Origin of the sequence: Corynebacterium comes (assembly GCF_009734405.1) — a bacterium.
Classification (GTDB): domain Bacteria; phylum Actinomycetota; class Actinomycetes; order Mycobacteriales; family Mycobacteriaceae; genus Corynebacterium; species Corynebacterium comes.
Genome location: NZ_CP046453.1, coordinates 1,190,937 through 1,217,925, shown reverse-complemented (window position 1 = coordinate 1,217,925; position 26,989 = coordinate 1,190,937). Strand labels below are relative to the sequence as shown.

Genomic DNA, 26,989 nt, shown 5'->3' with positions numbered 1-26,989 from the left:
ATCAGAAACTCACCCACCCGTAGTCGTACTTCGGCGCGGCGCCGTCGACGCTGACCCCGTCACCGCGCACCACCCGGCCGATGGCGCGGAAACCCGAGGGCGGGTCTCCCGCAGTGGTGGCCAGCAGGGTGTGGTCCTCCCCACCGGACAGGACCCACTCCCACGGGTCCGCCCCCAGCAGCTCGGCGGCCTCGACGAGCAGGGGCTCAGGCGCGATGTCGGCGGAGTGCAGGTCGATGCCCACCCCGGAGCGGCGTGCGATGGTGTTCAGGTCCACGACGAGACCGTCCGAGTTGTCCGTCATGGCGGTCGCCCCGGTGGCGCGCGCGATCACGCCGCGGCCGGGGTTGAGGCGGGGGGCGCAGTGGGCGTCGACAAGCGGGGCGAATTGCCCGGGCACCCCCTCCCGGCCGAAATGCCTCAGGAGGGCCAGTCCGGCGGCGGACCAGCCGATCCTGCCGTGGGCCACCACACGCTGCCCTGGTCGGGCGCGGTTGAGAGTGAGCTCGGGGCGCGAGCCGCCCAGGGAACCGATCGCGGTGACCGAGAGCACCAGCTGATCCCCCGCCGTCAGATCACCCCCGACGAGTTCCGCGGAGTACTCCCCCACCCGCTCGGCGATGCCGGCGGCGATCCCCCGGATGTAGGACACCGGCGTGTACAGCGGGGCGGACACCGCCAGGAGTGCGGCGACCGGTCGGGCGCCCATGGCCTCCACGTCGGCGAAGTTCTGCACGATGGACTTCTGGCCGATCTCCTCCGGCGTCGACCAGTCCGCCCGGAAGTGGCGGCCCTCGATGAGCATGTCCGTCGTGGCCACCGCCCGGGAGTTCGGTGAGGCGTGGTTGAGCACCGCGGCGTCATCGCCGTTGCGGGACGAGGGTGCCGCAGCGACGATCGCCTCAATCGTCCCGTGTTCGCCGACCTCCCCGAGCGTCGGGCCGGAATAATGGGCGGGGAAGATGGTCACGCCATCCCTTTCGATAGACTTCCAGTTCATGAGCTCCACTTATCAACCTAGTCGCTCCAGCCGAACCGCCATCTACCTCGCCCTGGTCCTCGCAGTCGCCCTGGTCCTCGGGGTCGTCATCGGTGCGAAGCTGGTGTTCGATCGTGCCGCCAAACAGCCGGTGTCCATGAGCGACCTGCCCGCCCCCCTGGCGGACTCCCGGGAGTGCAGCGACTTCATCGCCGGCCTGCCTGATGAGCTCATCGGCCACGACCGCGCCGAGATCGCCGAGCCCGCCCCCGATGGCGTCGCCGCCTGGGCCTCCAGCTCCGTGGAACGCGTGACACTGCGCTGCGGCGTCGAGCTGCCGCTGCAGTACACCGACTACGCCCCGACCGAGACGATCGACGGCGTCGAGTGGCTGCTGATCACCGACGCCACGCCCGGTTCCACCCTGGCCTCCTGGTTCACCGTCGACCGCACCCCGGTCATCGCCGTCACCGCGGACGAGGAGTCCCTGGGTCGCGCGGACAACCCGGTCGAGGGCCTCGGAGCCTCCGCGCTGGCGGCCACGGTCCATGACACCTTCCCCGCCCCGTTGTCCCTGCTCGCGGGCGGTGACACTGCCCGGTGCGGGGAGCTGATGGCCAACCTGCCGGACACCCTCGCCGAGGAGTACTCGCGTATCGACGTCGCCGAGCCCCTCACCGCGGCCTGGACCGCCAACGGCCTCGAGCCGGTCGTCCTGCGCTGCGGCGTCGCCCCGCCGGAGAACTACCAGCCGGGCATCCAGCTCAACCAGGTCAACGACATCGTCTGGTTCGAGGACACCACCCTGGCCAACGGAACCACGTCCTCGACCTGGTTCGCCCTGGGCAGGGACGTGGACGTCGCCGTCAGCGTCCCGCAGGCGACCGGCAACGCGGCCGTCGTCGAGCTGGGTGAGGCTATCTCCGCTGGGACTGGAGAGCAGTAGCGATGAGGACGTCGAGAAGCTCCTCGTAGGGCACCCCCGAGGCGGCGAACATCTGGGGGTACATCGAGATGGGGGTGAAGCCCGGCATGGTGTTGATCTCGTTGAGCACGGGGCCCTCATCGGTGAGGAAGAAGTCCACGCGGGCCAGGCCCTGGCAGTTCAGTGCGCGGAAGGTCTCGATCGCCATCTCGCGGATCCGGTCGTTGGTCTCCTGGCCGAAGGGCGCCGGGATGGTGGGGGTGACCACGTTGTCGAGGTACTTCGTCTCGAAACCGTAGAAGCCCTCATCCGAGTCGCCGGTGTTGTTGAGCTTCGCCGGAACGGAGGCCACGAGACGGCCGTCGGGGTACTCCAGCACACCGACCTCGACCTCTGCGCCGATGATCTCGGCCTCGATGATGACCTTGGCGTCCGACTCCCGGGCCAGCTCGACCGCCGCCGGCAGCTCCGCCCAGTCCGAGACCTTGGACACACCGATCGAGGAGCCGCCGCGGGCGGGTTTGACGAAGACAGGCAGGCCCAGCAGGTCGCGCTGCCTCTCGTTCAGGTCGGTTTCGCCGTGACGCAGGATCACCTCGGCGGTGATGGGCAGGCCCTCAGCGGCGGCGAGCTTCTTGGTGAACTCCTTGTCCATGCCGCACGCCGAGGACAGCACACCGGTGCCCACGTACGGGATGCCCACGAGTTCGAGCAGGCCCTGGATGGTGCCGTCCTCGCCGAAGGGGCCGTGCAGTGCGGGGAAGACGACGTCGATGCGGGCATGGTCCGTGCCGGTGCTGAGGTTGCGCACGAGACCACGTTCGGCCGGGTTCAGCGAGAGGGAGAGCTCCGCGCCCGGTTTCACGGACGGCAGCTGGCCGTCCCGGATCATCAGTCTGGTGGGGTCAGATTCCCCCACCGTCCACATTCCCTCGTGGGTGATGCCGATGGGCACCACCACGTACCTGCTCGGGTCGAGGTGCGACATCACCGCACCTGCGGACACGCACGACACTGAATGTTCGCTGCTGCGGCCGCCGTAAATGACACCGACCGTGATGCGTTGTGGCTGTTCCATGAGGGGTCAGCCTACCGGGTTGTACTCCGCCTTCTTGGAACGACCCATCAGTGCGGCGATCATGTCCCGCACATCCAGCCCGCGGTGGCACACGGCGTACACGGCCTGGGTGATGGGCATCTCCACCTTGTGGGCCTCCGCCAGCTGGAAGATCGAGTTGGAGGAGATGACGCCCTCCGCCACCTGCCCGTGGGTGGCCTTCTTCGCCTCCTCCAGCGTGCCGCCCTCGCCCAGGCGGACGCCGAAGGAGCGGTTACGCGAGAGCGGCGAGGTGCAGGTGGCCACCAGGTCGCCCAGCCCGGCCAGGCCGGCGAAGGTGCGCGGGTCCGCCCCCAGTGCGTCGCCCAGGCGGGAGATCTCCGCCAGGCCGCGGGTGACGATCGTGGCCAGGGTGTTCTCGCCGAAGCCCAGGCCCGCGGAGACGCCGCAGGCCAGGGCGATGACGTTCTTGCAGGCACCGCCGAGTTCGACGCCGATGACGTCGGTGTTGGTGTACGGGCGCAGATAGGGGGTGGCCACGGCGGCCTGGACCAGCTTGGCCCGGTTCTCGTCGGCGCAGGCGATGACGGTGGCCGCGGGCTGCTCCTGGGCGATCTCCCGGGCCAGGTTGGGGCCGGAGAGTACCGCGATGCGGTTGGTGTCCGCGCCGGTGATTTCGGCGATGACCTCGCTCATGCGCAGGTGGGTGCCGGTCTCCACGCCCTTGGAGATGCTCACCAGCGTGGAGTCGGGGGGCAGGAGCGGGGCCCACACCTGGAGGTTGTCACGCATCGTCTGGCTGGGGACGGCGAAGATGACGATGTTCGCGCCGTCCAGCGCCAGGGTGGCGTCGTCGGTGGCGGTCACCGACTCCGGGAGGGTGATGTCCGGGAGGTAGTCCGGGTTGGCGCGGGTCTCCTGGATCTGCCGTGCCAGTTCGGGGCGGCGTGCCCACAGGGTGACGGTGTTGCCGCCGTCGGCGAAGACCTTGCCCAGGGTGGTGCCCCAGGACCCCGCACCCATGATCGCGACCTTGACCACGCGTTGCTCCCTCACTCATTCGACCACTGTTCGGAGCCAGCTTAAAGGACGCGGAGGGCGGGTTGGTCGTGCGAACCGCGCGGAGGTGAGTGAAAATGGTGGGAATCGTATCCGACACCGCCGAAGGAGAAATATGGCGAAGAATCCGCTGCCTCACGAGGTGGACAAGGATCAGGGACCGGAACTGCTGGTCAACGGCCGTCATCAGGTGATCCCGGCCGACCCGGTGAAGGAGTTCAAGCGTTCGATGCTGGCCGCTGGCGCGGTGCTGTGGCGCGGTGACATTCATGACCTGGACACCGTCGAGGTGGCGGTCATCCACCGTCCCGCCTATGACGACTGGTCGCTGGCGAAGGGCAAGGTCGACCCGGGCGAGTCACTGCCGACGACCGCAGCCCGCGAGATCCTCGAGGAGACCGGCTACGAGATCCGCCTGGGCAAACTCCTGGGCAAGGTGACCTACCCGGTGCTCGACCGCACCAAGGTCGTCTACTACTGGACCGGTGAGGTCCTCAGTGGCGAGTTCACCCCCAACGCGGAGGTGGACGAGCTCCGCTGGCTCCCGTTGGCGGAGGCCAGGGCGCTGTTGAGCTATGAGGTCGACCGGCACGTGCTGGACAAGGCCGAGAAGCGTTTCCGTCTGCCCGCCACCTCGCGGGTGCTCTACATCCGTCACGGTCGTGCGCACCAGCGCCGTAACTGGGAGGGCGACGACAACCTGCGGCCACTGGACAAGAAGGGGCGCAGGCAGGCGGAGATGCTCGTCCCCATGCTCCTGCCGTACAAGCCCGTGGCCGTCTACTCCGCGGAGCCGGAGCGTTGCCAGGCGACGGCTGCGCCGTTGGCCGACGAACTCAACGTCGACGTCGTGGTCGACCCGCTGTTCGGCGACGAGGCGTGGCTGCGCAACGAGGTCGAGTGCAAGCGGCGCTTCACCGAGCTCATCGACGCCGGCGGTACCTCCGTCGTCGTCTCCCAGGGCATCTCCGTCCCCGAGATGATCGCCTGGCTCAGCGCGAACGGACGTCTCCCGCTCGACGAGATCGAGGCGAAGAAGGCGTCCGTCTGGGTGCTCTCCTTCAATGGCGGGCAGTTGACGGGGGCGGACTACCTGGTCAGCCCCCTGCCGGCGAAGTAGCGGGCCGGGACGGAACCGGACTGTATACAAACTGCAGACTGGTCGGTACAATCTGCTGATCCGTCCGTCTGTGAGGAGTCTGCCTTGAACCGATCCCTGTTCGTCTTCCCCAATCCGGTCAACGAGTACGCCGCCCGGTGCACCGCCGGCCTGGTGGTGGCGCTCACCGCGGCGACGATCCTCTCCGGGGACGGCGTGCGGCTGGCGCTGCTCGTGGCGCTGACGCTCGGTTTCGCGCTCCGCGTCGCGGGTGGTCCCCGGTACTCCCCCTTCGGACGCCTCTCCGTGCACGTCCTGGTGCCGCTGCTGCGGCGCGCCCCGCGACTGACCGCCGGACCGCCGAAGCGTTTCGCCCAGGCGATCGGCCTGGTGGTGAGCGGAACCGCGCTGGCCTTCACGTTCGCCGGGTGGACCACCGCCGCCACCGTCACGCTGGTCGCCCTGGTGGTGGCCGCGACCCTGGAGTCGGCGTTCGGCTTCTGCCTGGGTTGCCGGATCTTCAGCGTGCTCATGCGGTGGGGCGTCATCCCGGAGGACATCTGCGAGGAATGTGCGTCTGTCGGCCGCCGCTACGCCAAGGTGACGCCGGCGGCGCTCACGATCGAGCGTGCCGACGTCGGGCTGGTCACTCCCCGCTCGGGGTCCTAGGGCCGAGTTCGGCCTCCAGAACCTCCTGCACCACTTTCATGGCCGACAGCGCGGCGGGCGCGCCACAGTAGCCGGAGGCGTGGATGACGGCCTCGGTGATCTCCTCACGGCGCAGGCCGTTGCGCAGTCCGCCGCGGACGTGGCCACGCAGCTCCTCGGTGGCACGCAGTGCCACGAGCATGCCGATGTTGAGCAGGCTGCGGTCGCGTTTACCGAGCCCCTCGCGGGTCCACACCGAGCCCCAGACCGTGTCGGTGATGTGCCGCTGCAGTTCCTCCCCGTCGGTGCCCGCATTGCGGGACAGTGCGGCGTCGACGAAGTCGTCGCCCATCACCTCGCGGCGGATCTGCAGTCCCGCCTCAAATCTGTCGTCTGCCATGGATCGTCCTTTCAGGGCGAGGGGTCAGGGTAGTGCCGAATCTACCCGGAACGAAGGAGAGGCCACCGACGGATCCGTCGGTGGCCTCTCCTGTCGGGGTACCTAGGCCTCGGCGGCGATCGTCGGCTTGAAGGCCGGGCGCTTCGCCTCGAAGTCGGTGATGGCCTGCTCGTCGCGCAGGGTCAGGCCGATGTCGTCCAGGCCCTCCAGGAGGCGCCAGCGGGTGTAGTCGTCGACGGAGAACTGGTAGGTGTTCTCCCCCGCCGTGACGGTGCGGGACTCCAGATCAACGGTGATCTCCAGGCCCGGCTCGGCTTCGAGCTGCTTCCAGAGCAGCTCGATGTCGGCCTCCTCCAGCTGCGCGGCGAGCAGACCGGCCTTGCCGGAGTTGCCCCGGAAGATGTCGGCGAAGCGCGGGGACAGCACGACGCGGAAGCCGTAGTCCATGAGCGCCCAGACGGCGTGCTCACGGGAGGAGCCGGTACCGAAGTCGGGGCCGGTGACCAGCACCGAGCCCTTGCGGTAGGGCTCCTGGTTGAGGACGAAGTTCTCGTCCTTGCGCCAGCTGGCGAACAGGCCGTCCTCGAAGCCCGTGCGGGTGACGCGCTTGAGGTAGACGGCGGGGATGATCTGGTCGGTGTCGACGTTGGAGCGGGTCAGCGGGACGCCGACACCGGTGTGGGTGGTGAACTTCTCCATGGTGTTCTCCTTACAGGTCGGCGGGGCTGGCGAGGTGGCCGAGGATGGCGGTGGCGGCGGCCACCGGCGGGGACACGAGGTGGGTGCGTCCGCCCGGGCCCTGGCGGCCCTCGAAGTTGCGGTTCGAGGTGGAGGCGGAACGCTCACCCGGCTTCAGCTGGTCGGGGTTCATCCCCAGGCACATGGAGCAGCCGGCGGTGCGCCACTCGGCGCCGAACTCGGTGAAGATCTTGTCCAGACCCTCTTCCTCGGCCTGCTCCTTGACCATCGTGGAGGACGGCACGACGAGCATCCGGGTGCCCTCGGCGATGGTGCGGCCCTCGAGCACCTCAGCGGCGGCGCGCAGATCCTCGATGCGGGCGTTGGTGCAGGAGCCGAGGAAGACGGTGTCGATGGCGATCTCACGCAGCGGCGTGCCGGGCTTGAGGTCCATGTAGGTCAGGGCCTTCTCCGCGGCGGCCTTGTCGCCCTCGTTGGTGAAGTCCTCCGGGTCCGGCACGTTGGCGCTCAGCGGCAGGCCCTGGCCGGGGTTGGTGCCCCAGGTGACGAACGGGGTCAGTGCGGAGCCGTCGATCTCGACGACGGTGTCGAATTCCGCGCCCTCGTCCGTCGGCAGCGTCTTCCAGTATTCGACGGCCGCGTCCCAGTCCGCGCCCTGGGGTGCGAACTCACGGCCCTGGACGTACTCGAAGGTCTTCTCGTCCGGGGCGACCATGCCGGCACGGGCGCCGGCCTCGATGGACATGTTGCAGATGGTCATGCGGGCTTCCATGGACAGCGCCCGGATGGCCTCGCCGCGGTACTCGATGATGTAGCCCTGGCCGCCGCCGGTGCCGATCTTGGCGATGATGGCCAGGATCAGGTCCTTTGCGGTCACGCCCGGCTGCAGCTGACCCGAGACCTCGATGGCCATGGTCCTGAAGGGCTTGAGCGGCAGCGTCTGGGTGGCCATGACGTGCTCCACCTCGGAGGTGCCGATGCCCATGGCGATGGAGCCGAAAGCGCCGTGGGTGGAGGTGTGGGAGTCGCCGCAGACGATGGTCATGCCCGGCTGGGTCGCGCCCAGCTGCGGGCCGACGGTGTGGACGATGCCCTGCTTCACGTCGCCCATCGAGTGCAGGCGGATGCCGAACTCCGCGCAGTTCCTGCGGAGGGTCTCCACCTGGACACGGGAGGTCGCCTCCTTGATCTCCAGGAGGGAGCCGGAGACGATGCCCTCGGTGGGCACGTTGTGGTCCTCGGTCGCCAGGTGCAGGTCGGGGCGGCGGAGCTTCCGGCCGGCCAGGCGCAGCCCGTCGAAGGCCTGCGGGGAGGTCACCTCGTGGAGGAGCTGCAGGTCGATGTAGAGCAGGTCGGGCTCCCCGTTTTCGCCCTTGGCGACGATGTGGTCGTTCCACACCTTCTCTGCCAGCGTGAGCTTCTCGGCCATGGATGTCCACCTTTCCATCTGTGAAATCTCACGTTGTGAGATGTTAGTATCGCGGTATGGGACAGTATAGCGCAGTTTCCGGCATCAAGGTGCTCGACCGGGCAGTGGCCATCATGACGGCCGTGGCACCCCATCCCCTCTCCCTCACGGAGCTGTGTGAGACCACCGGCCTGCCGCGCGCGACCGCCCACCGGCTCGCCACCGCCCTGGAGACCCACCGCATCCTGGCGCGCGGCGGGGACGGTCGGTGGATGACCGGCCCCGCCCTCAGCTCCCTGGGCACCGGCGGCAAGGACCACCTCATCGCCGCGGCCACCCCCGTCATGGCCCGCCTGGTCGACACCACCGGCGAATCCGTGCAGCTCTACCAGCTCACCGGCAGCTCACGCACCTGCGTCGCCGCCCAGGAACCGCCCGTCGGCCTGCAGAACACCGTCCCCGTCGGCTCCCAGCTGCCGCTCACCTCCGGCTCGGCCGCCAAGGTCTTCCTCGCCTTCGGCCCGAAGGAGCTGCGCGAATCCCTGCTTGCCGACGCCCGCTTCTCCCCCGCCGACCTCGACGGGGTGCGGGACCGCGGGTGGAGCGAGTCCGTCGCCGAGCGCGAGGTCGGCCTGGCCTCCCTGTCCGCCCCGGTGTTCACGCCCGCGGGCCAGTTCGTCGCCGTCCTCTCCGTCTCCGGGCCTGCCGAGCGCCTGCGCCCGCACCCCGGACGAAAATGGGGCGCTGACCTGGCGAAGGCGGCGGAACACCTGTCGGCCTCCCTTTAGACGTCGATGTCGTCGAGCACACCCGCCGGCCAGACCACGTTCTTCGCCAGCGGGATCTGGTGCGAGGCGCTCTCGAGGATATGCATGAAGTAGCCGGCGGTGTTCGGGATGGCGATGACGTCGCCGGCCTTCACGCCCTTCGGGAAACGGATGCGCCGGCGCAGGATGAGCTCGTCCTCGATGCAGTAGGCGCCCACCAGGTACGCCTCCAGCTCCTTCCCGTCCGCCGAATCGGTGACGTGGATCGGGTCGACCAGGTAGTCGTCGGAGGTGGTGCGGCACTGGGTGCGGTTCATCGCCAGGCCGACCAGTGGTACGCCGTCGCTGCGGGTCTTCACGAAGGCCACCTCCGCCAGGATCAGCCCGCACCCGTCGAGCACGCTGCGCCCCGGCTCCAGGTGCAGGCGCAGGTGCCGGCGCCTCAGCTCGGCGGCGACCCCGTCCCCGAGCACCTGCTTCAGCCACCCGCCACGCACCGGCGACTGGTGGTAGGGGTAGGTGTTGTTCAGCGGGTCGGACTTCCAGGTGAAGGGGTCGGCGTAGCCGTCGATCATCGCGGCGCGGGCCGCCTGGTAGCCGGCCCACTGCTGCGCATCGTCGAGGTAGTTCATGGGGACCCCGCCGCCGAGGTCGATGAAGGAGGGGGCGTGGCCGGCGGCGACGAGGGCGTCGACAAGCGAGCAGCACTCGCGTAACGCGGTGGCCCGGGCGGCTGCGGAGTAGCCGTGGAGGTGAACGTGCAGGCCGACGACGTCCACGCCCGCGACCGGACCCGCGAGATGTCGGGCCCAGTCCCCCGAGCGTTCGCCGAAACGGGTCGGCGGGAGCAGCTCAGGGTCAGGGGCCACCCGGGGTGCCACCCGGGCACGGCGGTCCCCGGCGAGAGCGGAGATGCGGTCGAGCTCGGCACGGGAATCCGCGGAGATGGTCACCCCGTTGGCGATGGCCAGCTCCAGGAGCCGGTCCGGTTTGATGGCGGCGGAGAGGATGATCCGTTCCCCGGGCACGCCACGGGCGAGGACCTGCGAGAGTTCCCGCTCGCCGGCCACATCCACGCCGTGCCCGGCGTCGCGGACCGCGTCGACGAACGCGAGCCCCTTGTTGGCTTTGCGGGCGAAGAAGATGCGGGTTTCCACGCCCATGTCCGCGCCCGCGTCGACGAGCTCCGCCAGGTGCGGCGGCATCGTCTCCGGGTGCAGGACATTGACCGGACTGCCGAACTCCGAGATCAGGTCCCGGCAGGCCCCGGGGTCGGAGGTGAGCTCACGGGCCCAGGGTTCCAGACGGGCGGTCAGCGGCGGGATGCCGTGGGCCTGTCCCGGCCCGGGGACCACCCGGCGCGCCCAGCGCGGGATGACGTCGTGGAGGGTGCGCGAGAGGGTGTCGTTGCCCAGGACCACGTCCTCGGTCATGCGGCCGACGGCCGCGAGGTTCTTCTGCCCCACGACGGTGCCGTCCGGTTCCACGTCCAGGCCGCGGGTGCCCGGGCGGACACGGGCGTGTCCGGCGTCGACAAGCGACCGGCACAGGGTGCCGGGGACCACGCCGGGTGGCGGGATGACGGCGTCGACGACCACCGTGATGTCGAGCTCCCGGACGAGGTCGTTGAGGGGTTCACCGCCGCGGTGCAGGTGTGTGGGGTCGACGCGCCCGGAGTCGATGAGCGACTGCAGGTGCGCGGCGGTCTCCGGCGGCGGTCCGAAGGCGACCCGCTCGAGGCGGCGTGCGAGTTCGCCGAAGCCCGCGAGGCTGTCGCGTCCGGCGTAGGAGGCCCGCTCGACGATCGCGGGGTAGAGGTCGCGCCACGCAATTCCGGCGGCCCAGTCCGTGTCCGTGGTACCGGCGCGTTCCAGCAGCTGCCCCGCGACGTCGTCGAGGACGTCGACGAGTTCCGGCAGATCCTCGACTCCACGGATGCGTTCCCGGCCGGCGTCGATGATCTCCCGCACGTCCACAGTCCCGATCTCAGGCTTGACCACCATGAATTTTCCTGTTCGTGTGACGGGAATGAACACCGCCGGGGAACAGGCCCGGGTGACGTCGTGGAAGGTCAGGGCCGCACCGCGCACCAGCACCCGGTCCTCGGGCCCGATGCCCGCGAGGTTGCCGGCCGGGTAGGGCGAGGCGATGACGCGCACGTCCTCGGGCAGCTGCGCATGGGCGAGGGAACCCGGCCAGTCGGTGGCATGACCGGTGGCGAGGAGGACCTCGTCGAAGAGTTCTCCTTCGACGCACCACTGCCCGCCCCCGGGTTCAAGCTCCGCCACGTGCACCGTGTGCCGGGTGAAGGTGCAGCGCGGCGGCACGTGGTCGGCGAGTGCCACCCAGGATGCGGCGAGGAACTCCCCCACCAGACGCCGCGGCGGGAAGGGATCGTCGTGGACCCCGCGCCAGTCGTCGAAGCTGCCCAGCTGCGTCCGGATGACCGAGGAACGCACGTTGATCAGCCACTCCTCCGGCTGCTGCGGATCATAGGCGGCGGGACCGCCGTCGTCGAAGACGTGCAGCGCCACCGCCGCACCCCGTTCGCGGGCCACGCCCAGCAGCTCCTCGGCCGCCCACAGGCCCCGCGGCCCCCCGCCGATGATGGCAACCGTGATCACAGGTTCTTCTCCACCCATTCGTCGTTGTAGATCGTGTCCAGGTACCTGGTGCCGCTGTCGTGCAGGATGAGCACGACCTCGCTGCCCGGCGCCAGCTCCGGAAGGAGCTTCTCGACGGCCGCGATCACCGCCCCGCCCGAAGCCCCCGGCAGGATCGCCTCCAGCCGGACCAGCTTACGTGCGCCCGCCACCGATTCGCGGTCGTTGATGCGGAGCACACGGTGCGGGCTCACCGATGTCGCGAGCTCGGGCACCATGCCCGCGCCGAAGCCCGGGAGGTGGCGCTCGCCCGGGTGGCCGTCGAAAAGCACCGAACCTTGCGCGTCCACAGCGGTGACCTGAGTGTGGAGGCCTCGGGCGGCGATGTGGCGCAGGCAACCGCCGATCGTGCCGGTGGTGCTCACCGCGACGACGAGGTGGTCCGGGGCATGGCCGAGCTGGCGGAGAATCTCCGCCATGGTGCCCTCATCGTGCGCCCGGAAGGCCTCCGGGTTGGAGTACTGGTCCAGGCAGATGGCGCCGTCGATCTCCGTGAGCAGCTCCGCGACCCGGGCGCGCCGGGCGGTGAGCCAGTCACCGGTGGCCTGATCAGGTTCGGTCACCTCATGGACGACCGCACCCAGCGCCTGCATGTGGGCGATGGTGGAACGGTTGGTGCGCGGATCGACGACGCAGTGGAAGTTCCAGCCACCGAGGACCGCCTCCCGGGCGAGTGCAATGCCGAGGTTGCCGGAGCTGGACTCCACCACGGTGTCACCGGGCTTCAGGCCACCGGAGGCGACCATGGCCTGGGCGGTGCGGTCCTTGGCGCTGCCACCGGGATTGAAGAACTCGAGTTTCGCCCACACGGTGACGTCCCGGCCTGGGGCGATCCGGTTCAGGCGGACGAGGGGCGTGTTCCCGATGGTGTCGGCGATCGTGGGACCATTCATGCGGGAAAGCTTACGCGGAAACGGGGGCGGAGGGCCGGGAAAAAGTTCCCGGTGCAGGACATGAGATTCCCCATACCCAGTGGGGTATATTTTCCAGTCCGGCGGCGATACCTTTGAAATATCAGCCACAGACCTTCTCAAGGAGATGTTGACAATGGCACTCGCCCGTAAATTCGGAGCAGCTGTCCTCGCCGCCACCCTGACGCTCACCGCCACCCAGGTGGCGGATGCCGCAGGGCCCCGCCGAGGACAGTCCGGCCAGCAGCAGGTCGCCGCGGCGCCGACCGCCACCTCCACCACCGTGGACATCAACTCCGAACTCCTCTACCTCATCGAGGAGGAGAAGCTCGCCTACGATGTCTACCGGGCGATGCTCAATGCACACGGCACCCGCATCTTCGAGAACATCAGCGCCAGCGAGGCCACCCACCAGAATGCAGCTCTGCCGCTCCTGCAGAAGCGCGGGCTCACCGATCCGCGGCTCGGCGCCGGAAAGTTCAGCGACCCCGGCCTGCAGAAACTCTACGACGAGCTGGTGGCCAAGGGCGTGCAGAGCCCGCGCGACGCCCTGGAGGTCGGAAGGACCATCGAGGAGATGGACATCGCCGATCTGGAGCAGGTGCTCGCCGGCATCGGCCCCGAGGACGCCGATGTGAGGACCGTCATGGAGAACCTGCTCAAGGCCTCCCGCAACCACCTCAGCGCCTTCAACCGTCAGCTCGCCCTTTAAACCGCTCCACCAGCCCGGCCAGCTCCCTGTTCAGGGGCAGGCCGGGTATCCTCTTCTCCACCACCCGGGAAATCTCCCGGTACCACCACTGCTGCTGTTCTTTTCCGGAGTTGAAGCGCTCCCACAGCCGATCCCCCAGGGCGGCGTGATCCTCGAAGATCGACATGAGATTGTGCAGCTTGTCCGCACACGCGATGAGCACCGATTCCTCGGGGGCATGGTGCTCCAGGTGCTCGAGATAGGCATCCGCCCGGGCCTGCCAGTCCGGCAAAGAGTCGTCCTTGGTCATCCCGAGCACGATGTCGGCGACCCGGTCACCGAACTCCGAACGCATCCGGGACTCCGGGTAGACCTCCGGGACATCCTCGAGCGTGTCGTGGAAGAGCGCGGCGATGAGGACATCTTCATCCCCGGTCACCTGCGAGACCATGTGCATCACCGCGTAGAGGTGTGCGATATACGGGATACCGGACCCCTTGCGCACATGCTCCCGATGATTGACGGCCGCGGTGTTCATCGCCCGCATCAGGCGGGGAGTCAGTGTCGGCATGGTGCACTCCTGTCTCTGGTACCGGACCCGATCAGCCCTGTTCGGCCGGTAGGCGAAGCCGACGGCGGTGGATGACCTACCCGTCGCCGGCTGCACTGCCCGACGGGACATCCGGATTGCGCGCCATGAAATCCGAAGTCATACAGGTGATTATGCCCCGCGCCCACTGTCCGACCCATACAAAGCAGAAAAGCCAGGTCCGAAGACCTGGCTTTCCTTTATATCTTGGTACCCCGTACGGGATTTGAACCCGTGCTACCGCCGTGAGAGGGCGGCGTCCTAGGCCGCTAGACGAACGGGGCTTGCTCGCTGTTACTGCGGTGTCCGTTGCGGACTCCATCACTCTAAACGTTGACTGCATTACAGCACAAATCGCCAGGTCAGAAGGAAAAACCTGGCGCACCAGGACAGAAAGAAACCCACCACTCTCGGTGGTGGGTTTCTCGTTGTTTCCGAACCGTGGACGGTGGGTACTTCCACCACTTCCGACTTCGGTGCGGAGGTTTCGTCGACCCGGGGTAATGATCCCATCATGGTCGCGTCCGCTGCAGTTCTGAGGAACTAGTTGTCGGGGGTTGGCCTGTCCATGCCGTGGGGTCCGGTTGACTGCTGACGCTTCATATCGCTCCCGTTAGCTCCGGTACTTCGCGCATCTCTTGCGCTCTGGAAGTTCTGGATTATGGCGGTGCCGCTTATGAGAGGACGCCTGCGTCGCGTCCGGAGATATGATCTGTTCGACTTGCTGTCATATGCTCTCCTTCCGGTAGTTCGGTCCGGAGATTCTCGCTACCTTCTGCCTGGTACCGGGGCCTGAGGTGTGATCCTCTCCGCTTACGTGAAGCATATGTCAGCGAGTTCTCGAGTTAAAAGAGGTTTTACTTTTCTGTTACTTTCTGTTACCCCCGTCGCAATATTTTGCGAGGTGTGATCCACGCACCAGAAGTAAGCGCGGGGGTAACGGCAGAATCGAAAAGAACTCCCGGACTCAAAAGAGTCCGGGAGTTGTTTTTGTACCCCGTACGGGATTTGAACCCGTGCTACCGCCGTGAGAGGGCGGCGTCCTAGGCCGCTAGACGAACGGGGCTTAGCGACTTTCTTCGCTGGCAGATTGCTCTGCAGCTGGCCTACCAGGACTCGAACCTAGAACGACGGTACCAGAAACCGCTGTGTTGCCAATTACACCATAGGCCATTGTGGAGTTATCTCCCCGTGCACTTTCTGACTGCGTTCAGATTTCTTCCCGCCGTCGCTCTGTGCAACGTGGATAACTATAACCACAACGGTGCAACACTGACAAATCACCAGGTCAGGCCAGATTTCCCTGCGCCGGGCAGATGCCTGGACCCCCGCCCCCGGAATTCGGGGTCGCCCGAAACGGCATATCGATATACGATAGTTTTCTATCGCATTTCAATAAGAAAGGTCCCGGAATGTCACTACAGGTCACCGTCCTCCTGCGAGGAATCCTCGTCATCGGGCTGCTCGTCTGCCTCACGGTGCAGGTCCTGGCCGCCGGCGGACTGCTGTTCGGCGACGGAACCGCCCCACTGACCGCGAAGGTGGTTCTGGCTGTCGCCGCGGTCCTCGGCCTCGCCTGCGTCGAGGTCGCCATCGTCTCGGTGTGGCGCCTCGTCTCACTCGTCAGGCAGAACACGGTCTTCTCCCCCGCCGCCTTCCGTTGGGTCGACGCCATCATCGGCGCGATCGTCGGCGCAGCGTTCTTCGTGCTGCTCGCGGGCTATGTCGTGGCGGAGGTCGATGATGCCCCCGGACTCATCCTCGTGACGGCGGTGCTGTCCCTGCTCATCGCGGGCGTCGCGCTGATCGTCTACGTCCAGCGGATGCTGCTCGTACAGGCGACGGGCTTCTCCGCCGAGCTCGAGGCGGTCATCTGATGGCCATCATCGTGGATATCGACGTCATGCTCGCCCGGCGGAAGATGGGCGTCGGCGAGCTGGCGGAGCAGGTCGGCATCACCCCGGCCAACCTCTCCGTGCTCAAGAACGGGCGGGCCAAGGCGGTCCGGTTCACCACCCTCGCCGCGCTGTGCGAGGTCCTCGACTGCCAGCCCGGGGACCTGCTGCGCTACTCCCCCGATCCCCCGACTACGCGGCCGGGAAAGGCGTGACTGCGCGTGCGGCGCGGAGACGGGCGAGTGTCGATTCGCGGCCCAGCAGCTCCATGGACTCGAACAGCGGCGGGGAGACCTGCTCGCCGGAGATGGCCACGCGCAGGGCGCCGTAGGCGGTACGCGGCTTGAGCTCCAGATCCTCGATGAGGGCCTTCGTCAGGGCGGCCTCGATGTCCGGGGTTTTCCACTCCCCCACGGCTTCGAGTGCGGCGATGCCGGCGTCCAGCGGCTGGATGGCGGCCTCCTTGAGGTTCTTGCGGGCGGCCTTCTCGTCGAGCGTCAGGTCCTCATCGGCGGTGACGAGGAACTTGAGCAGGCCGTAGGCCTCGGACAGCGTCTTGATGCGCGTCTGCGTCAGCTCTGCGGCGACCTTGAACTTGTCGGCCGGGTAATCCTCCGGGAAGTCCGTGAACTCGGTCAGGTGCGCACGGAGACGCTCCTCGAACTCTGCCGCCGGCAGCAGGCGGATCTGATCGGCGTTGATCGCCTCGAGCTTCTTCTGGTCGAAGCGGGCAGGGTTGCCCAGCACGTCGGCGACGTCGAAGTTGGCCACCAGCTCCTCGACGCTGAAGATGTCCCGGTCGCCGGACAGGGACCAGCCCAGCAGCGCGAGGTAGTTGAGCATGCCCTCCGGGATGATGCCGTTCTCGCGGTGGTGGAAGAGGTTGGACTGCGGATCACGCTTGGACAGCTTCTTGTTGCCCTCGCCCATGACGAACGGCAGGTGGCCGAACTCCGGGGTGAAGTCGGTGACGCCGATGCGCTTGAGTGCCTCGTAGAGGGCCAGCTGGCGCGGGGTGGAGGACAGCAGGTCCTCGCCGCGCAGGACGTGGGTGATGCGCATCAGGGCGTCATCGACCGGGTTGACCAGGGTGTACAGCGGGGCGCCGTTGGAGCGGGCGACCACGAAGTCGGGCTGGGTGGCGGACTTGAACTCGACCTCGCCGCGGACCAGGTCGTTCCACTTCCAGTCCTGGTCGGGCATGCGCAGGCGCCAGACCGGCTGACGTCCCTCGGCCTCGAAGGCGGCGATCTGCTCATCGCTCAGGGTGCGGTCATGGTTGTCGTAGCCGAGCTTCGGGTCACGTCCGGCAGCCTTGTGACGCTCCTCGACCTCCTCGGCGGTGGAGTAGGCCGGGTAGACCTCGCCGGCCTCGATGAGCTTCTGCAGGACGTCCGCGTAGATGTCCATGCGCTGGGACTGGCGGTACGGCTCGTGGGGGCCGCCCTTCTCCACGCCCTCGTCCCAGTCCAGGCCGAGCCAGTTCATGGCGTCGAGAAGCGCCTGATAGGACTCCTCGGAATCGCGGGCGGCGTCGGTGTCCTCGATGCGGAACACCATCGTGCCCCGGGTGTGGCGGGCGTAGGCCCAGTTGAACAGTGCGGTGCGCACCAGGCCCACGTGCGGGGTTCCGGTGGGCGATGGGCAGAAACGAACACGAACGTCAGTCATGCCCGTCATGTTACTGGTCAGCCGAACTGGCGTGAGAGGAAGTCCCGGGCCAGGGCGGGGGCATGACGTGGCCACTGGTGTCCGGCGGACTCCGAGACCACCAGCTCCGTCTCTGTGTGGCAACCCAACCAGACGCGATGGGTGGCGTCGACGGCCGGCCGCGGCCGGTCGGTGGTCGCCGACAGGCAGCCGTTGCGCGTTCCCCAGCGGTCGAAGATCTCGTAGGTGGACCGGAAGGGTGCGCCGTGGCGCACTCCGCCGCGGATCTGGGCGACGTCATCGTTGCCGGCGTGGATGAGCATCACGGGAACCCCGTTGCCGGAGCAGTCCTCGTCGATCGGGTGGTAGAACATTCCGGAGACGCTCACCACACCCGCCACGAGATCCGGGGCACGGCAGGCCAGGGCCATCGCGAAGGCTCCGCCGTTGGAGTGGCCGATGGCGTAGACCCGTGCGCGGTCGACGGGGTGCCGCGCGGCGATCGTCTCGACGATCGCGCGCGCGTAGGCGGTGTCCTCCCCCAGGCCCGTCCGCGCATAGGGCGCGCCGGCCCAGGCATTGTCGACGCCGCGCGCATAGGCGATGATCGCGTCCGAGCCGGCCCGCAGGCCCGTGGTCCTCGCCACCTCCTCGGGGCCGACGCCCCACCCCCCGAAGGTGAGCAGCACCGGGTGGGCCTTCGCCGGGTCATAGTCGGCGGGCAGGGAGACCAGCACGTCCCGCTGCCCCACGGCCAGTGAGTACGTGGCGTCAGGCACGACCCTGGAGCTCCCGGGCAGGGAGGACCGGGCGGAGGCCGGAGCGGGCGAGATCATCCCCAGGGAGAAGATCAGGGTGAACACCGCCACGAGCACAGGGCAGAGATACTTCGTTTGGCTCACAAGAGGAAACATTAACAACGCCGACCTCCTCCAGAACGGCTTTTGTCCAACCCGGACACAATCCAGGGCAGTGCACGACCGTGCCTGAGCCACGCACTAGACTCTTTCGACATGTGTGCCCACCGACCTCTCACCGCGCCGGACTTTCTCCTGTCCAGGGCGCACGGCTCGGTACGCACCCAGGGATCGCTGGAGACCTTCACCGATCCCTGGGCCGCGATTGAGGCACTGCGTTCCGGACGCGTACCCATGGTCGTCGGCGCCCTGCCCTTCGACCGCTCCGCACCGGCGGCGCTGACCGTCCCGGATCGGATCATCCGGGAGGACGGCCCCCTCGAACCCCACGCCTACTACCGGCAGGGCCCGGGCTCGGTGCTTCACGCGAGCATCGTCGGCGTGGATCCGGAACCCGAGGAGCACCTGCGCAGGGTGGAGGCGGCGGTGAGCACGATCCGGGCCTCCAAGCTGGAGAAGGTCGTCCTGGCCCGGGCCGTGGACATCGCCTTCGATCCGCCGGTGGATCCGCTGCTCGTGGCGGCCCGGCTCATCGACAACTCCTACAACCGCGACGGCTTCATCGCGGACCTCACCGCCGCCGGCCGCCCGGGCGACATGATCGTCGGATCCTCCCCCGAGGTCCTGGTCAAACGCCAGGGCTCGACCGTCACCGCCTACCCGCTGGCGGGTTCGGCGCCGCGGCAGGCGGATGAGGATGCCGACCTGATGGTCGGAAAGAGACTCGCCAAATCCGCCAAGGACCTCGACGAGCACCGATACGTCGTCGAGCATCTGCGGGAGAAGCTGACTCCCTTCTGCGCGCACCTGGCCATCCCCGAGTATCCCGAGGTGACCCGCACCAACGAGATGTGGCACCTGGCGACCCCGATCGTGGGCACCCTGAAGGACCCGGCGGTCAACGCCCTGGAGCTGGCCGTGCACGTGCACCCCACCCCGGCGATCTGCGGAACCCCCACAGACGCGGCGGAGGCGCTCATCGAGACTGCCGAGACCGACCGTGGCTTCTACTCCGGCGCCGTGGGTTGGTGCGACGACTCCGGCGACGGGGAATACATGGTGGCCATCCGCTGCGCCGAGGTCTCCGGCGACGGACGCACTGCCCGGGCCTGGGCCGGCGGCGGCATCGTCGCGGACTCGGACCCCGCGGAGGAGCTCGAGGAGACCACCGCGAAGCTGCGCACCATCCTGCGTTCGCTGGGTCTCTAACGCACCGCGCGCAGGATGATGTCCTCGTGATGGTGCGCACCCGCGCCGTGGGTGACGTCGCGCGTGCTGTGCCGCAGGTCCATCGAGCTCATCCGGCCGGCGATCAGTGATTCCATGGTGGCGGGGTTCATCCTTTCGGGACGTCGATCCTCCCAGTCATGGTCCACCCACAACAGCGTGCCGCCCGGCTTGAGCAGCCTGAGCAACGCATCCGTCTCTTCCGCCGACACGGGCGCGGGGAAGAAGAAGGCGCAGATCAGGTCGAAGGTTTCTTCCCCCGACGCCGCCAGGTAATCGGACAGCAGGGCCACCTCGAAGGTGATCTGCTTGTCGACGCCGCGCTGCCCCGCCAGCTCCCGCGCCCGTTCCACGGCCGCGGTCGCGGGCTCGACGGCGGTGACCCGCCAGCCGCGTTCGGCCAGCCAGACGGCGTCAGCCCCCTCGCCGGCACCGATGTCGAGGACCCGACCCGGCGTCAGTTCAGACGCCTCACGGATCAGTGCCTCGTTCGGGTTACCCGACCACTGGTGGCCGCCCGCATAAAAATCGTCGAAATTTCCGTGCCGGCCACCGTGGTCATCATGCATGATCAGGCACGCGCGACCGGGTTGCGGAGGGTGCCCAGGCCGGCGATCTCGATCTCGATGACGTCGCCCGGGTTCATGGCCTCGGTGCCGGCCGGGGAACCGGTGCAGATGACGTCGCCCGGCAGCAGGGTCATGGAGGCGGTGACGAACTCGATGATCTCACCCATCTTCATGATCATCTGGTTGGAGTTGGAGTCCTGCTTGGTCTCCGTGACACCCTCCTGGGTCAGGTGGGCCTTGATCGACAGGTTGTCCAGGTCGAAGGCGTCGATGTCGGTCTCGATCCAGGGGCCGACCGGGCAGAAGGTGTCGATACCCTTGGCACGTGCCCACTGGCCGTCGGCGAACTGCAGGTCACGGGAGGAGACGTCGTTCACGATGGTGAAGCCACGGATGACGGACTTCCAGTCGGCGGCCTTGACGTTCTTGGCGACCTTGCCCACGACCACCGCGAGCTCACCCTCGAACTCGACCTTGGTGGCGAACTCGGGGATCCGGATGGCGGCATCGGGGCCGACGACGGAGGTCGGCGGCTTGAGGAACAGGGTCGGCGGCAGGTGCTCCGCGGACGCCTGGAAAACCTCGGCGACGTGATCGGCGTAGTTCCGGCCGATGGCCACGACCTTGCTCGGCAGGGTGGGTGCCAGCAGCTTCACGTCGGCCAGCGGCCATTCGCGGCCGGTGAACTCCGGCTCGGTGTAGGGGGTGTCCTTAATTTCCTTTGCGACGAGATTCTCGTCGTCCTTGCCGTCGACGACGACGAAACTGAAACCTTCAGGGTGGGCAATTCTTCCAAAGCGCATGGTGACAACTCTACAATGAGTGCCGCCCGGTCACCCCATGACATCCTTCAATGTGCTCATCGGCAGCGTGGCCCGGTGCGCGAGGTACTGCTCGGCGCACGCCAGGGCGTCCGTGAGCGCATTGTGGTTGTGGTAGTCGGGCAACCCGTAGCGCTGACGGACGCGGGCGAGCCGCAGGTCCTCGCCCCGCGGGTACGTCCCCATCCTCTCCATGTGGCGGCGTTCGATGGCGAAGGTGTCCACTGTGGGCACCTTCAGCGGAGCGTTGAAGATCTCCTGACAGGCCAGGGAGAGGAACCCCTCCTCCATCGCGACGAAGTGCCCGAGCATCACCCGCCCGGCCAGTGCCCGGAGCAGCTGTTCCACCGCGTCGGCGTGGTCGATTCCGGCCGCGATCTCGTCGTCGGTCAGCTGGTGGATCGTCGCCGAGGGGCCGACGGAGAATCCCTCGGTCCCCCGGAGGATGACGTAGCCTGCCCCCGCAAGATCGATACTGGCGCCGTTGACCGGCACCCAGCCGATCGAGACCAGCTGGTGTTTTTTCGGGTCCATGCCGGTGGTCTCCACGTCGACGGCCAGGAGCGGAAGCTCCGCGAGCGGGGTGGCGTCCGCGGGCGGCGGGGTGGCGTAGAACTCTTTGAGCGGACCGGTGGCCCTGTGCGCGGGATCAGCGCGGAACGGCCACATCAGATGTTCCTGACCAGGTATTTCGTGGCCAGTGCGTTCTGCATATCCTTGATGATCTGGAAGCTGTCCCGCAGGTGCTCACGGTCCATCTTGCCCAACCTGTTCGGGTCGATGTGGTAATCCGGGGTCACATTCTCCCGCAGCTGGAGGGACTGGTGCCGCAGGGTGATCGACGTGAGGTAATCGAAGGCGTCGACAAGATCCTGCGCGCCCTTATCGGACACACCGCCGGCGGCGGCGGACTCGAGAAGCCGGCGGCGGGTGCCCAGGGCCGTCACCCCGCTGGACAGGGCGAACAGCCGTGCCATCTGGACGATGCCGGCCGTGCCGCCCTTCTTCACGTTGAGGGTGTTGGCGTACTCGCCGGAGCGCTCCACGACCAGACCGCGGAAGAATCCGAGCGGTGGTTCGCGGCGGGCGGCGAGTGCCGCCAGGTGCGCGTGCATGCGGCGGGCCCCCCGGGCCATGCCCACGGCGTTGTTGTGGACGGTGTCCCCCAGTCCGACGTCACCCCAGATTCCCCGGAAGTCGAAGAACGTCTGGGCGTGCAGGAGTGCGTCCGGTTCCGGGGCGGTGACCCACACGTGGAAGGTGTCGATCCACTGGGACACGGTCATCCGCCACTGCGGGTTGGAGGCCATCATGTCACCCGGGCACAGGACCTGGCCGGCGGTGTCCAGGCCCGTGCACACGAAGGAGCTGAGTTCGGCGAAGTACCCGCCGTGCTCCGCCTCAACGTAGTCGTCGGAGAACACCATCGCATTGTCCTGGTCAGAGGCCAGGCCCATCTCGCGGCGGCCCTGGGAGCCCAGCACCACGAAGGTGTAGGGCACCGGCGGTGGGCCGAGCCTGTCCTCCCCCAGCTTGAGCAGACGGCGGGCCAGGGCGTCGGCGGCGATGGTCATGATGCCCGAGGTCTCCTCGGCGGAGGCACCGCGCTCGATGAACCGGACGGCCACCTCGGAGGCCTGCGAGTAGGCGTTGCGCAGCTCCTCAGGCGAGTTCCGGCGGGACAGGTCCGCGGTGAGGTAGATGGGGTCATGGCGCAGCAGGCGCATCACGTCGGCCGTGGTGACGATGCCGGTGAGCTGCCCCTCATCCACGATCGGGATGTGGTGGATGCGCATCTCCGCCATGATGATCATCGCCTCGAAGGCCAGGGTGTCTGAGCTGACGGTGCGCGGGTTCGGGGTCATGATCTCCGAGACCGGGAGATCTATGTCCAGCCCCTTGGCCACCACACGTCCCCGCAGGTCACGATCGGTGAGAATGCCCACCAGTGCACCGTTGTCGGTGATCAGCACCGAAGAAACCCGGTGGTGTTCCATCAGCAGGGCCGCCCGCTGGATGGTGGCGTCCGGGACCATCGAGACCGGGTCGTCGATCTTGAAGTCACCCAGCCGGGTGCGCAGGACGTCCGAGGACTGGTCGCCGCGCATCTCCGCCGCGGCCGCCCGGATCCGGAGGGACTGGGATGAGAAGAAGCGGAGGATGTCGGGGTTCCGCTCGGCCAGTGCCAGGAAGTCCGCCCTGGGCAGCAGCAGCAGGAGGCTGTCCTCCACCGCGATCATCGTGTAGCGGGAGGCGTTGTCCCCGACCAGCGTGGAGTAGCCGAAGCTGCGGCCCGCGTCGCGCCGGTCGAGGAGTATCCCCTCCTCGTCGAGCACGTCAACGGCGCCGGAACGGATGATGTGGAGATTGTCGTTGGCCGCCCCGTGCAGGATGATCGGCTGCCCGCGACGCACATACTCCATGGTCATGCGTGCGGGCAGCTGATCCAGCTCCGCCTCGGGAAGGCGGGTGAAGGGCTCAATGTCGGCGATGAAATCGCGGACCTCGTCGAGTTCGACCGTCATAGGTCTCACCCTAGGTTGCTTCCCGTCAACGGGCGGGGGGTTTCACCGAACTGGTCACCCCTACTGGTAGGACACGAACCAGGGGCGGGGTTCGATGTCGTAGGTCTGCTGCGGGGTGAAGGTGGGGCTGTCCTCGTCGATGAAGTTCTTCCAGGCCATGAACCAGTTGTCGTCCAGCCCCTGGCGGACGGCGTCCCAGGTGGCGAACTTCTCCCCGGCCACGCCGTGACCGTCCGCGTGGAGGATGAAGGCCAGCTCCGGGTGGTCGGTGTTGATCTGCTCGCGGTCCCGCAGCATCTGCATCTGGAACTGGTGGACGATCAGCCCCTTCTGGGGCAGGTCGTTGTCGCGCACGAGTTGGGCCAGCCAGTCGGCGACCTCGTTGATCTCGGCGGCCTCGGCATGGCCCACGCGCTGAAGCGGCTGCTCGCCTGGCTGGAGGTTCCATTCGGGGTCGAGCGCCAGTCCGACGTTGGGACGTGCGAGCAGGTCCTCGTAGACCTTGGCCTGCTCCAGGAAGCTGGCCTGGCCGGGCTGGAGATCCAGGAAGGCGTAGCCGCCTGCCTCGGTGATGGCGTCGATGTAGCCGATGAACTCGGCGGGGTCGCCGACGTTGCTGTACTTGCCGTCATCGCCCGGGAACTCGGAGGCGACGGTGACGATGATCTCGAAGGCCGGGACGACCGGCTGCTCCTCGAGGGCCTGGTAGTTTTTGATGTGCTCCTCGACCCGGGCGACGGCCTCCGCCGGCGGCTGCTCGCCCATCACACCGAGGTCTCCACCCCAGGGGTGGCCGTAGAAGGCGATCATGCGTCGGCCGGGGAAGAGCAGGCCTCCGCCGCCGGGCAGTTCACCGTTGGCGGCGAGCTCCACCGCGCGGTCGAAGCGCTCCTGGCTGCCGAACTGCTCCCCGAGGGCCAGGACGTCCTGCCCGGTGACCAGTGCCATGGACTCGCTGGTCAGACGCGGGTCGGGGTGGTCGAGGACGGTCAACTCGGCGCCTGCGGCGCGCGCCGTGGCGGCGGCCTGCACCGAGGTTTCCGGCGTCACCAGCACGGGTGGCATGGCGAATTCGGGGGTGGCGGGCTCAACGCCGTCGACGCCCTCCAGCTCTTGAGGAGCCAGCGCCGCGATCTCCGCGACCGTGATCGGCTCGGCGTTCTCGCCCGCGGTGGCGGCGATGACCTCCGGGCCCTCCGGCAGGGGGCCCGTCTCCCCCACCGCGATGATGCGGGAGGCGCCGAGGCGGTCGACCTCGGCGGGGAGAAGCGCGACGTCGGAAAGCAGGGGAGCTCCGGTGGCCACGGCGATCTCCACCGCCCGGCGCTGGTCCGCGGGCGTGGAGCCCGCGACGACCACGACGTCGGAGGAGGTGAAGAGACGGCTGACGGTGTCGGTGTCCACGACGACCTCAGAGGACTCCATCGGCAGGGTTTCCCGGCCCTCGGCGGCGTCGTCGCCTTCCGAGGTGGTGCACCCCGCCACCAGTGTCAGTGTGGTGGTCATGGCCAGCGCGGCAACCAGTCGCCTCATGTGCGCCCCTTCAGGTGGTGAACTTATGCGGTCGCGTTCACCCTACTGGAGTGCTGCGGCGATGCGGTCACCAACATCCGTGGTACGGATCTGACCCTCCCGCTCGGCCACGTCCGCGGCCACCGCCGCCTCAATCCGCGCGGCGTTGTCCTCGTCCCCGAGGTGGCGCAGCAGCATCGCGGCGGAGAGGATCGCCGCGGTCGGATCGGCGATGCCCTGGCCGGCGATGTCCGGTGCGGAGCCGTGGACCGGCTCGAACATGGAGGGGTTGGTGCCGGTCGCGTCGATGTTGCCGGAGGCGGCCAGGCCGATGCCGCCGGAGACTGCACCCGCTTCATCGGTGATGATGTCGCCGAAGAGGTTGTCGGTGACGATGACGTCGAAACGCGAGGGGTTGGTCACCATGTAGATGGTGGCGGCGTCGATGTGACTGTAGTCGACGGTGACCTCGGGGTACTCGGTGGCGACCTCGTCGACGGTGCGCTGCCACATTCCGCCGCCGTGGACCAGCACATTGGTCTTGTGGACCAGGGTGAGGTGCTGGCGGCGGGTCATGGCCAGCTCGAAGGCGTAGCGGACGACGCGCTCGGCGCCGTAGCGGGTGTTGACCGAGGTTTCGTTGGCCACCTCATGCGGGGTGCCCACGCGGATGGCGCCACCGTTGCCGGTGTAGGCGCCCTCGGTGCCCTCGCGGACGACGACGAAGTCGATCTCTCCGGGGTTCTTCAGCGGGGACTCGACGCCCTCGTAGAGCTTGGACGGGCGCAGGTTGACGTGGTGGTCGAGTGCGAAGCGCATCTTCAGCAGCAGGCCACGCTCGAGGATTCCCGGCGGGACCTCGCCCGGGGCGCCGATCGCGCCGAGCAGGATGGCGTCGTGCTCGCGCAGGGAGGCCAGGTCCTCGTCGGTGAGAAGCTCGCCGTTACGCAGGTAACGGCGGGCGCCGAGGTCGTAGTCGGTGGTCTCGATGTCGTCGCGGACGGCGCGGAGGACCTTGAGGGCTTCGTCGGTGACCTCCGGGCCGATACCGTCTCCGCCGATGACTGCAAGTTTCATTATGTGGGATCCCTTTCTCACCTGATGGACTTCATCCGAATCCTACCAGCCGGCCGGGGACCGGCGGAGCGCTACCGGCGGTTGGTGCGGGGGCGAAGGAGGAAGCTGCCCAGGATCAGCAGCGCGCCGACACCCGTCAGGGCGATGCCCGCCCAGGTGGCGATGGTGCCGATCAGGCCCCAGCCGTAGACGTTGAGAAGCGTGCCCACGAGCATGTTGCCGTTGAACATGGTGTCGAAGCGCAGAGACGCCAGAGAAGCAGCTTCACGGGCAGCCTCGTAACGAGACGTGGGATCTGCGATCTCCTTGGCCACCAGGGCGGAAATTTCCTCTTCGGACGCCTTCGGGTTCTGGGCGGCGATCTCGCTGCTCAGCTCAGCCTGGACCTCGGAGTAGGCGGAGCCGATGCCGGAGTAGGTGGCCTGCTCCGCCGGCAGACCGGAGGCGGCGCCGGCAGCAGTCATGTGGTCCTGGATATAGCCGGCATAGGCCTTGGCATGGTTGCCGTTGGACATCAGTTCACCGTCGAAGGGGCGCAGTTCTTCGGCGGTCTGCTGGTCGATGCGGCCCTTCTCGAGCTGGCCGTCAATGGCTTCCGCGGTGGGCATGGTGATGTTCTGACGGTCCATCTCCTCAGCGATGAAGCTGTCGGCGAAGCGGCCGCCCGACAGCGCAGCGATACCCACGACGAGGAGGATGCCGCCGAAGATGAGGGCGAGGGTGCGGTAGACGGTGCCGGCGACCGAGTCGGAAGGCGGGCCCGAAACAGTGCCGGAGACGGACGGGCGGGAAGCGGGCGCAGTGGTCTCTATTATGGTCATACGTTAAAAGCTAAATCGTATTACCTTATGGCCGCAACATTTGTGACATTGTTCTCATCGCCATCGTTTCAGCAGTACAG

At 67.8% G+C, this 26,989-nt stretch carries 26 protein-coding genes and 3 tRNA genes; 8 read left to right on the top strand and 21 right to left on the bottom strand.

Annotation, left to right across the window (positions count from 1 at the left end):
• Position 1 precedes the first annotated feature (1 nt).
• A complete protein-coding gene (locus CETAM_RS05900) occupies positions 2-1,000 on the bottom strand; it encodes a thiamine-phosphate kinase (protein ID WP_156227878.1) in 999 nt (332 codons plus the stop codon).
• On the opposite strand from CETAM_RS05900, the gene CETAM_RS05895 reads away from it, so the two are divergent.
• Positions 999-1,925, top strand: coding sequence for a DUF3515 domain-containing protein (locus CETAM_RS05895; RefSeq protein ID WP_156227876.1), 927 nt, complete (start codon positions 999-1,001; stop codon positions 1,923-1,925). The genes CETAM_RS05900 and CETAM_RS05895 overlap by 2 nt on opposite strands.
• Here the strand turns inward: CETAM_RS05895 and CETAM_RS05890 are convergent.
• Together CETAM_RS05890 and CETAM_RS05885 are read right to left on the bottom strand one after the other, a co-directional pair.
• Complete coding sequence (locus CETAM_RS05890; RefSeq protein WP_156227874.1) at positions 1,897-2,982, bottom strand: D-alanine--D-alanine ligase family protein; 1,086 nt, start codon at positions 2,980-2,982, stop codon at positions 1,897-1,899. The genes CETAM_RS05895 and CETAM_RS05890 overlap by 29 nt on opposite strands.
• A 6-nt stretch (positions 2,983-2,988) precedes the next feature.
• Entirely contained in the window at positions 2,989-4,002 is a 1,014-nt protein-coding gene (locus tag CETAM_RS05885) for an NAD(P)H-dependent glycerol-3-phosphate dehydrogenase (protein WP_156229395.1), read from the bottom strand.
• A gap of 133 nt (positions 4,003-4,135) precedes the next feature.
• Here CETAM_RS05885 and CETAM_RS05880 point away from each other — a divergent pair, with 133 nt between their 5' ends.
• Together CETAM_RS05880 and CETAM_RS05875 are read left to right on the top strand one after the other, a co-directional pair.
• A complete protein-coding gene (locus tag CETAM_RS05880) occupies positions 4,136-5,140 on the top strand; it encodes an NUDIX hydrolase (protein ID WP_156227872.1) in 1,005 nt (334 codons plus the stop codon).
• Positions 5,141-5,224: 84 nt separating this feature from the next.
• Positions 5,225-5,788 carry a DUF4395 domain-containing protein gene (locus CETAM_RS05875; RefSeq protein ID WP_231587602.1) on the top strand — a complete coding sequence of 188 codons (564 nt, stop codon included), beginning with the start codon at positions 5,225-5,227 and terminating at the stop codon, positions 5,786-5,788.
• On the opposite strand, the gene CETAM_RS05870 is transcribed toward CETAM_RS05875, so the two are convergent.
• The 3 genes from CETAM_RS05870 to leuC all read right to left on the bottom strand — a co-directional run bounded on the left by CETAM_RS05870 (position 5,766) and on the right by leuC (position 8,295).
• Positions 5,766-6,167: a carboxymuconolactone decarboxylase family protein gene (locus tag CETAM_RS05870; protein WP_156227870.1), complete on the bottom strand. Its 402-nt coding sequence runs from the start codon at positions 6,165-6,167 to the stop codon at positions 5,766-5,768. The two genes, CETAM_RS05875 and CETAM_RS05870, sit on opposite strands and share 23 nt — an antisense overlap.
• A 102-nt stretch (positions 6,168-6,269) precedes the next feature.
• Complete coding sequence (gene leuD, locus CETAM_RS05865) at positions 6,270-6,866, bottom strand: 3-isopropylmalate dehydratase small subunit (RefSeq protein ID WP_156227868.1); 597 nt, start codon at positions 6,864-6,866, stop codon at positions 6,270-6,272.
• 10 nt (positions 6,867-6,876) lie between these two features.
• Positions 6,877-8,295 carry a 3-isopropylmalate dehydratase large subunit gene (gene leuC, locus CETAM_RS05860; protein WP_156227866.1) on the bottom strand — a complete coding sequence of 473 codons (1,419 nt, stop codon included), beginning with the start codon at positions 8,293-8,295 and terminating at the stop codon, positions 6,877-6,879.
• Between the two features lie 56 nt (positions 8,296-8,351).
• Between leuC and CETAM_RS05855 the strand changes: the two genes are divergently transcribed.
• Positions 8,352-9,062 carry an IclR family transcriptional regulator gene (locus tag CETAM_RS05855; protein ID WP_156227864.1) on the top strand — a complete coding sequence of 237 codons (711 nt, stop codon included), beginning with the start codon at positions 8,352-8,354 and terminating at the stop codon, positions 9,060-9,062.
• Here CETAM_RS05855 and CETAM_RS05850 read toward each other — a convergent pair.
• Both CETAM_RS05850 and CETAM_RS05845 read right to left on the bottom strand, forming a co-directional pair.
• A complete protein-coding gene (locus CETAM_RS05850; protein WP_156227862.1) occupies positions 9,059-11,683 on the bottom strand; it encodes an FAD/NAD(P)-binding protein in 2,625 nt (874 codons plus the stop codon). The two genes, CETAM_RS05855 and CETAM_RS05850, sit on opposite strands and share 4 nt — an antisense overlap.
• Positions 11,662-12,597 carry a pyridoxal-phosphate dependent enzyme gene (locus tag CETAM_RS05845; RefSeq protein WP_156227860.1) on the bottom strand — a complete coding sequence of 312 codons (936 nt, stop codon included), beginning with the start codon at positions 12,595-12,597 and terminating at the stop codon, positions 11,662-11,664. The genes CETAM_RS05850 and CETAM_RS05845 overlap by 22 nt, the downstream gene beginning before the upstream one ends.
• A 154-nt stretch (positions 12,598-12,751) precedes the next feature.
• Between CETAM_RS05845 and CETAM_RS05840 the strand changes: the two genes are divergently transcribed.
• Complete coding sequence (locus tag CETAM_RS05840) at positions 12,752-13,327, top strand: DUF2202 domain-containing protein (RefSeq protein ID WP_197085808.1); 576 nt, start codon at positions 12,752-12,754, stop codon at positions 13,325-13,327.
• Here CETAM_RS05840 and CETAM_RS05835 read toward each other — a convergent pair.
• The 4 genes from CETAM_RS05835 to CETAM_RS05820 all read right to left on the bottom strand — a co-directional run bounded on the left by CETAM_RS05835 (position 13,305) and on the right by CETAM_RS05820 (position 15,068).
• Positions 13,305-13,877: an HD domain-containing protein gene (locus CETAM_RS05835; RefSeq protein WP_156227856.1), complete on the bottom strand. Its 573-nt coding sequence runs from the start codon at positions 13,875-13,877 to the stop codon at positions 13,305-13,307. The genes CETAM_RS05840 and CETAM_RS05835 overlap by 23 nt on opposite strands.
• Positions 13,878-14,103: 226 nt before the next feature.
• Positions 14,104-14,179, bottom strand: a tRNA-Glu gene (locus tag CETAM_RS05830).
• A 709-nt stretch (positions 14,180-14,888) separates the two neighbouring features.
• Positions 14,889-14,961, bottom strand: a tRNA-Glu gene (locus CETAM_RS05825).
• Positions 14,962-14,996: 35 nt separating this feature from the next.
• A tRNA-Gln gene (locus CETAM_RS05820) sits at positions 14,997-15,068 on the bottom strand.
• A 239-nt stretch (positions 15,069-15,307) separates the two neighbouring features.
• On the opposite strand from CETAM_RS05820, the gene CETAM_RS05815 reads away from it, so the two are divergent.
• Both CETAM_RS05815 and CETAM_RS05810 read left to right on the top strand, forming a co-directional pair.
• Entirely contained in the window at positions 15,308-15,772 is a 465-nt protein-coding gene (locus CETAM_RS05815) for a DUF2975 domain-containing protein (RefSeq protein ID WP_197085807.1), read from the top strand.
• Positions 15,772-16,005, top strand: a complete 234-nt coding sequence (locus CETAM_RS05810; protein ID WP_156227852.1) for a helix-turn-helix domain-containing protein — start codon at positions 15,772-15,774, stop codon at positions 16,003-16,005. The genes CETAM_RS05815 and CETAM_RS05810 overlap by 1 nt, the downstream gene beginning before the upstream one ends.
• Here CETAM_RS05810 and gltX read toward each other — a convergent pair.
• Together gltX and CETAM_RS05800 are read right to left on the bottom strand one after the other, a co-directional pair.
• Positions 15,983-17,470, bottom strand: a complete 1,488-nt coding sequence (gene gltX / locus CETAM_RS05805) for a glutamate--tRNA ligase (RefSeq protein ID WP_197085806.1) — start codon at positions 17,468-17,470, stop codon at positions 15,983-15,985. The two genes, CETAM_RS05810 and gltX, sit on opposite strands and share 23 nt — an antisense overlap.
• An 8-nt stretch (positions 17,471-17,478) precedes the next feature.
• The gene (locus CETAM_RS05800; protein WP_197085805.1) at positions 17,479-18,342 is read right to left on the bottom strand and encodes an alpha/beta hydrolase family esterase; all 864 of its coding nucleotides are present in this window, start codon (positions 18,340-18,342) and stop codon (positions 17,479-17,481) included.
• Between the two features lie 111 nt (positions 18,343-18,453).
• On the opposite strand from CETAM_RS05800, the gene CETAM_RS05795 reads away from it, so the two are divergent.
• On the top strand, positions 18,454-19,566 hold the full coding sequence (locus tag CETAM_RS05795; protein ID WP_156227846.1) for an isochorismate synthase: 1,113 nt from the start codon (positions 18,454-18,456) through the stop codon (positions 19,564-19,566).
• Here the strand turns inward: CETAM_RS05795 and CETAM_RS05790 are convergent.
• The 7 genes from CETAM_RS05790 to CETAM_RS05760 all read right to left on the bottom strand — a co-directional run bounded on the left by CETAM_RS05790 (position 19,563) and on the right by CETAM_RS05760 (position 26,909).
• Positions 19,563-20,153, bottom strand: a complete 591-nt coding sequence (locus tag CETAM_RS05790; RefSeq protein ID WP_156227844.1) for a class I SAM-dependent methyltransferase — start codon at positions 20,151-20,153, stop codon at positions 19,563-19,565. The two genes, CETAM_RS05795 and CETAM_RS05790, sit on opposite strands and share 4 nt — an antisense overlap.
• Positions 20,154-20,155: 2 nt before the next feature.
• Positions 20,156-20,956 carry a fumarylacetoacetate hydrolase family protein gene (locus CETAM_RS05785; protein ID WP_156227842.1) on the bottom strand — a complete coding sequence of 267 codons (801 nt, stop codon included), beginning with the start codon at positions 20,954-20,956 and terminating at the stop codon, positions 20,156-20,158.
• A 30-nt stretch (positions 20,957-20,986) separates the two neighbouring features.
• Complete coding sequence (locus CETAM_RS05780; RefSeq protein ID WP_156227840.1) at positions 20,987-21,643, bottom strand: exonuclease domain-containing protein; 657 nt, start codon at positions 21,641-21,643, stop codon at positions 20,987-20,989.
• Positions 21,643-23,499, bottom strand: coding sequence for a DUF294 nucleotidyltransferase-like domain-containing protein (locus tag CETAM_RS05775; RefSeq protein WP_156227838.1), 1,857 nt, complete (start codon positions 23,497-23,499; stop codon positions 21,643-21,645). Before CETAM_RS05775 ends, CETAM_RS05780 begins: the two co-directional genes overlap by 1 nt.
• A 60-nt stretch (positions 23,500-23,559) precedes the next feature.
• Positions 23,560-25,032 (bottom strand): cell wall-binding repeat-containing protein, encoded by a 1,473-nt coding sequence (locus tag CETAM_RS05770; RefSeq protein ID WP_156227836.1) that lies wholly within the window; start codon positions 25,030-25,032, stop codon positions 23,560-23,562.
• A 42-nt stretch (positions 25,033-25,074) separates the two neighbouring features.
• Positions 25,075-26,088 (bottom strand): 3-isopropylmalate dehydrogenase, encoded by a 1,014-nt coding sequence (locus tag CETAM_RS05765; RefSeq protein ID WP_156227834.1) that lies wholly within the window; start codon positions 26,086-26,088, stop codon positions 25,075-25,077.
• A gap of 71 nt (positions 26,089-26,159) precedes the next feature.
• Positions 26,160-26,909 (bottom strand): hypothetical protein, encoded by a 750-nt coding sequence (locus CETAM_RS05760; protein WP_156227832.1) that lies wholly within the window; start codon positions 26,907-26,909, stop codon positions 26,160-26,162.
• Between the last annotated feature and the right edge of the window lie 80 nt (positions 26,910-26,989).

Excerpts from the sequence above, each read along its gene's own strand:
- CETAM_RS05855 (WP_156227864.1), top strand. The coding sequence starts at position 8,352 with ATGGGACAGTATAGCGCAGTTTCCGGCATCAAGGTGCTCGACCGGGCA.
- CETAM_RS05760 (WP_156227832.1), bottom strand. The coding sequence starts at position 26,909 with ATGACCATAATAGAGACCACTGCGCCCGCTTCCCGCCCGTCCGTCTCC.
- leuD (WP_156227868.1), bottom strand. The coding sequence starts at position 6,866 with ATGGAGAAGTTCACCACCCACACCGGTGTCGGCGTCCCGCTGACCCGC.
- CETAM_RS05780 (WP_156227840.1), bottom strand. The coding sequence starts at position 21,643 with ATGTGGCCGTTCCGCGCTGATCCCGCGCACAGGGCCACCGGTCCGCTC.
- CETAM_RS05765 (WP_156227834.1), bottom strand. The coding sequence starts at position 26,088 with ATGAAACTTGCAGTCATCGGCGGAGACGGTATCGGCCCGGAGGTCACC.
- CETAM_RS05840 (WP_197085808.1), top strand. The coding sequence starts at position 12,752 with ATGGCACTCGCCCGTAAATTCGGAGCAGCTGTCCTCGCCGCCACCCTG.
- CETAM_RS05870 (WP_156227870.1), bottom strand. The coding sequence starts at position 6,167 with ATGGCAGACGACAGATTTGAGGCGGGACTGCAGATCCGCCGCGAGGTG.
- CETAM_RS05785 (WP_156227842.1), bottom strand. The coding sequence starts at position 20,956 with ATGCGCTTTGGAAGAATTGCCCACCCTGAAGGTTTCAGTTTCGTCGTC.
- CETAM_RS05770 (WP_156227836.1), bottom strand. The coding sequence starts at position 25,032 with ATGAGGCGACTGGTTGCCGCGCTGGCCATGACCACCACACTGACACTG.
- leuC (WP_156227866.1), bottom strand. The coding sequence starts at position 8,295 with ATGGCCGAGAAGCTCACGCTGGCAGAGAAGGTGTGGAACGACCACATC.
- CETAM_RS05810 (WP_156227852.1), top strand. The coding sequence starts at position 15,772 with ATGGCCATCATCGTGGATATCGACGTCATGCTCGCCCGGCGGAAGATG.
- CETAM_RS05850 (WP_156227862.1), bottom strand. The coding sequence starts at position 11,683 with ATGGGTGGAGAAGAACCTGTGATCACGGTTGCCATCATCGGCGGGGGG.
- CETAM_RS05895 (WP_156227876.1), top strand. The coding sequence starts at position 999 with ATGAGCTCCACTTATCAACCTAGTCGCTCCAGCCGAACCGCCATCTAC.
- CETAM_RS05890 (WP_156227874.1), bottom strand. The coding sequence starts at position 2,982 with ATGGAACAGCCACAACGCATCACGGTCGGTGTCATTTACGGCGGCCGC.
- CETAM_RS05795 (WP_156227846.1), top strand. The coding sequence starts at position 18,454 with ATGTGTGCCCACCGACCTCTCACCGCGCCGGACTTTCTCCTGTCCAGG.
- CETAM_RS05815 (WP_197085807.1), top strand. The coding sequence starts at position 15,308 with ATGTCACTACAGGTCACCGTCCTCCTGCGAGGAATCCTCGTCATCGGG.
- CETAM_RS05790 (WP_156227844.1), bottom strand. The coding sequence starts at position 20,153 with ATGCATGATGACCACGGTGGCCGGCACGGAAATTTCGACGATTTTTAT.
- CETAM_RS05835 (WP_156227856.1), bottom strand. The coding sequence starts at position 13,877 with ATGCCGACACTGACTCCCCGCCTGATGCGGGCGATGAACACCGCGGCC.
- CETAM_RS05880 (WP_156227872.1), top strand. The coding sequence starts at position 4,136 with ATGGCGAAGAATCCGCTGCCTCACGAGGTGGACAAGGATCAGGGACCG.
- CETAM_RS05900 (WP_156227878.1), bottom strand. The coding sequence starts at position 1,000 with ATGAACTGGAAGTCTATCGAAAGGGATGGCGTGACCATCTTCCCCGCC.
- CETAM_RS05775 (WP_156227838.1), bottom strand. The coding sequence starts at position 23,499 with ATGACGGTCGAACTCGACGAGGTCCGCGATTTCATCGCCGACATTGAG.
- gltX (WP_197085806.1), bottom strand. The coding sequence starts at position 17,470 with ATGACGGGCATGACTGACGTTCGTGTTCGTTTCTGCCCATCGCCCACC.
- CETAM_RS05845 (WP_156227860.1), bottom strand. The coding sequence starts at position 12,597 with ATGAATGGTCCCACGATCGCCGACACCATCGGGAACACGCCCCTCGTC.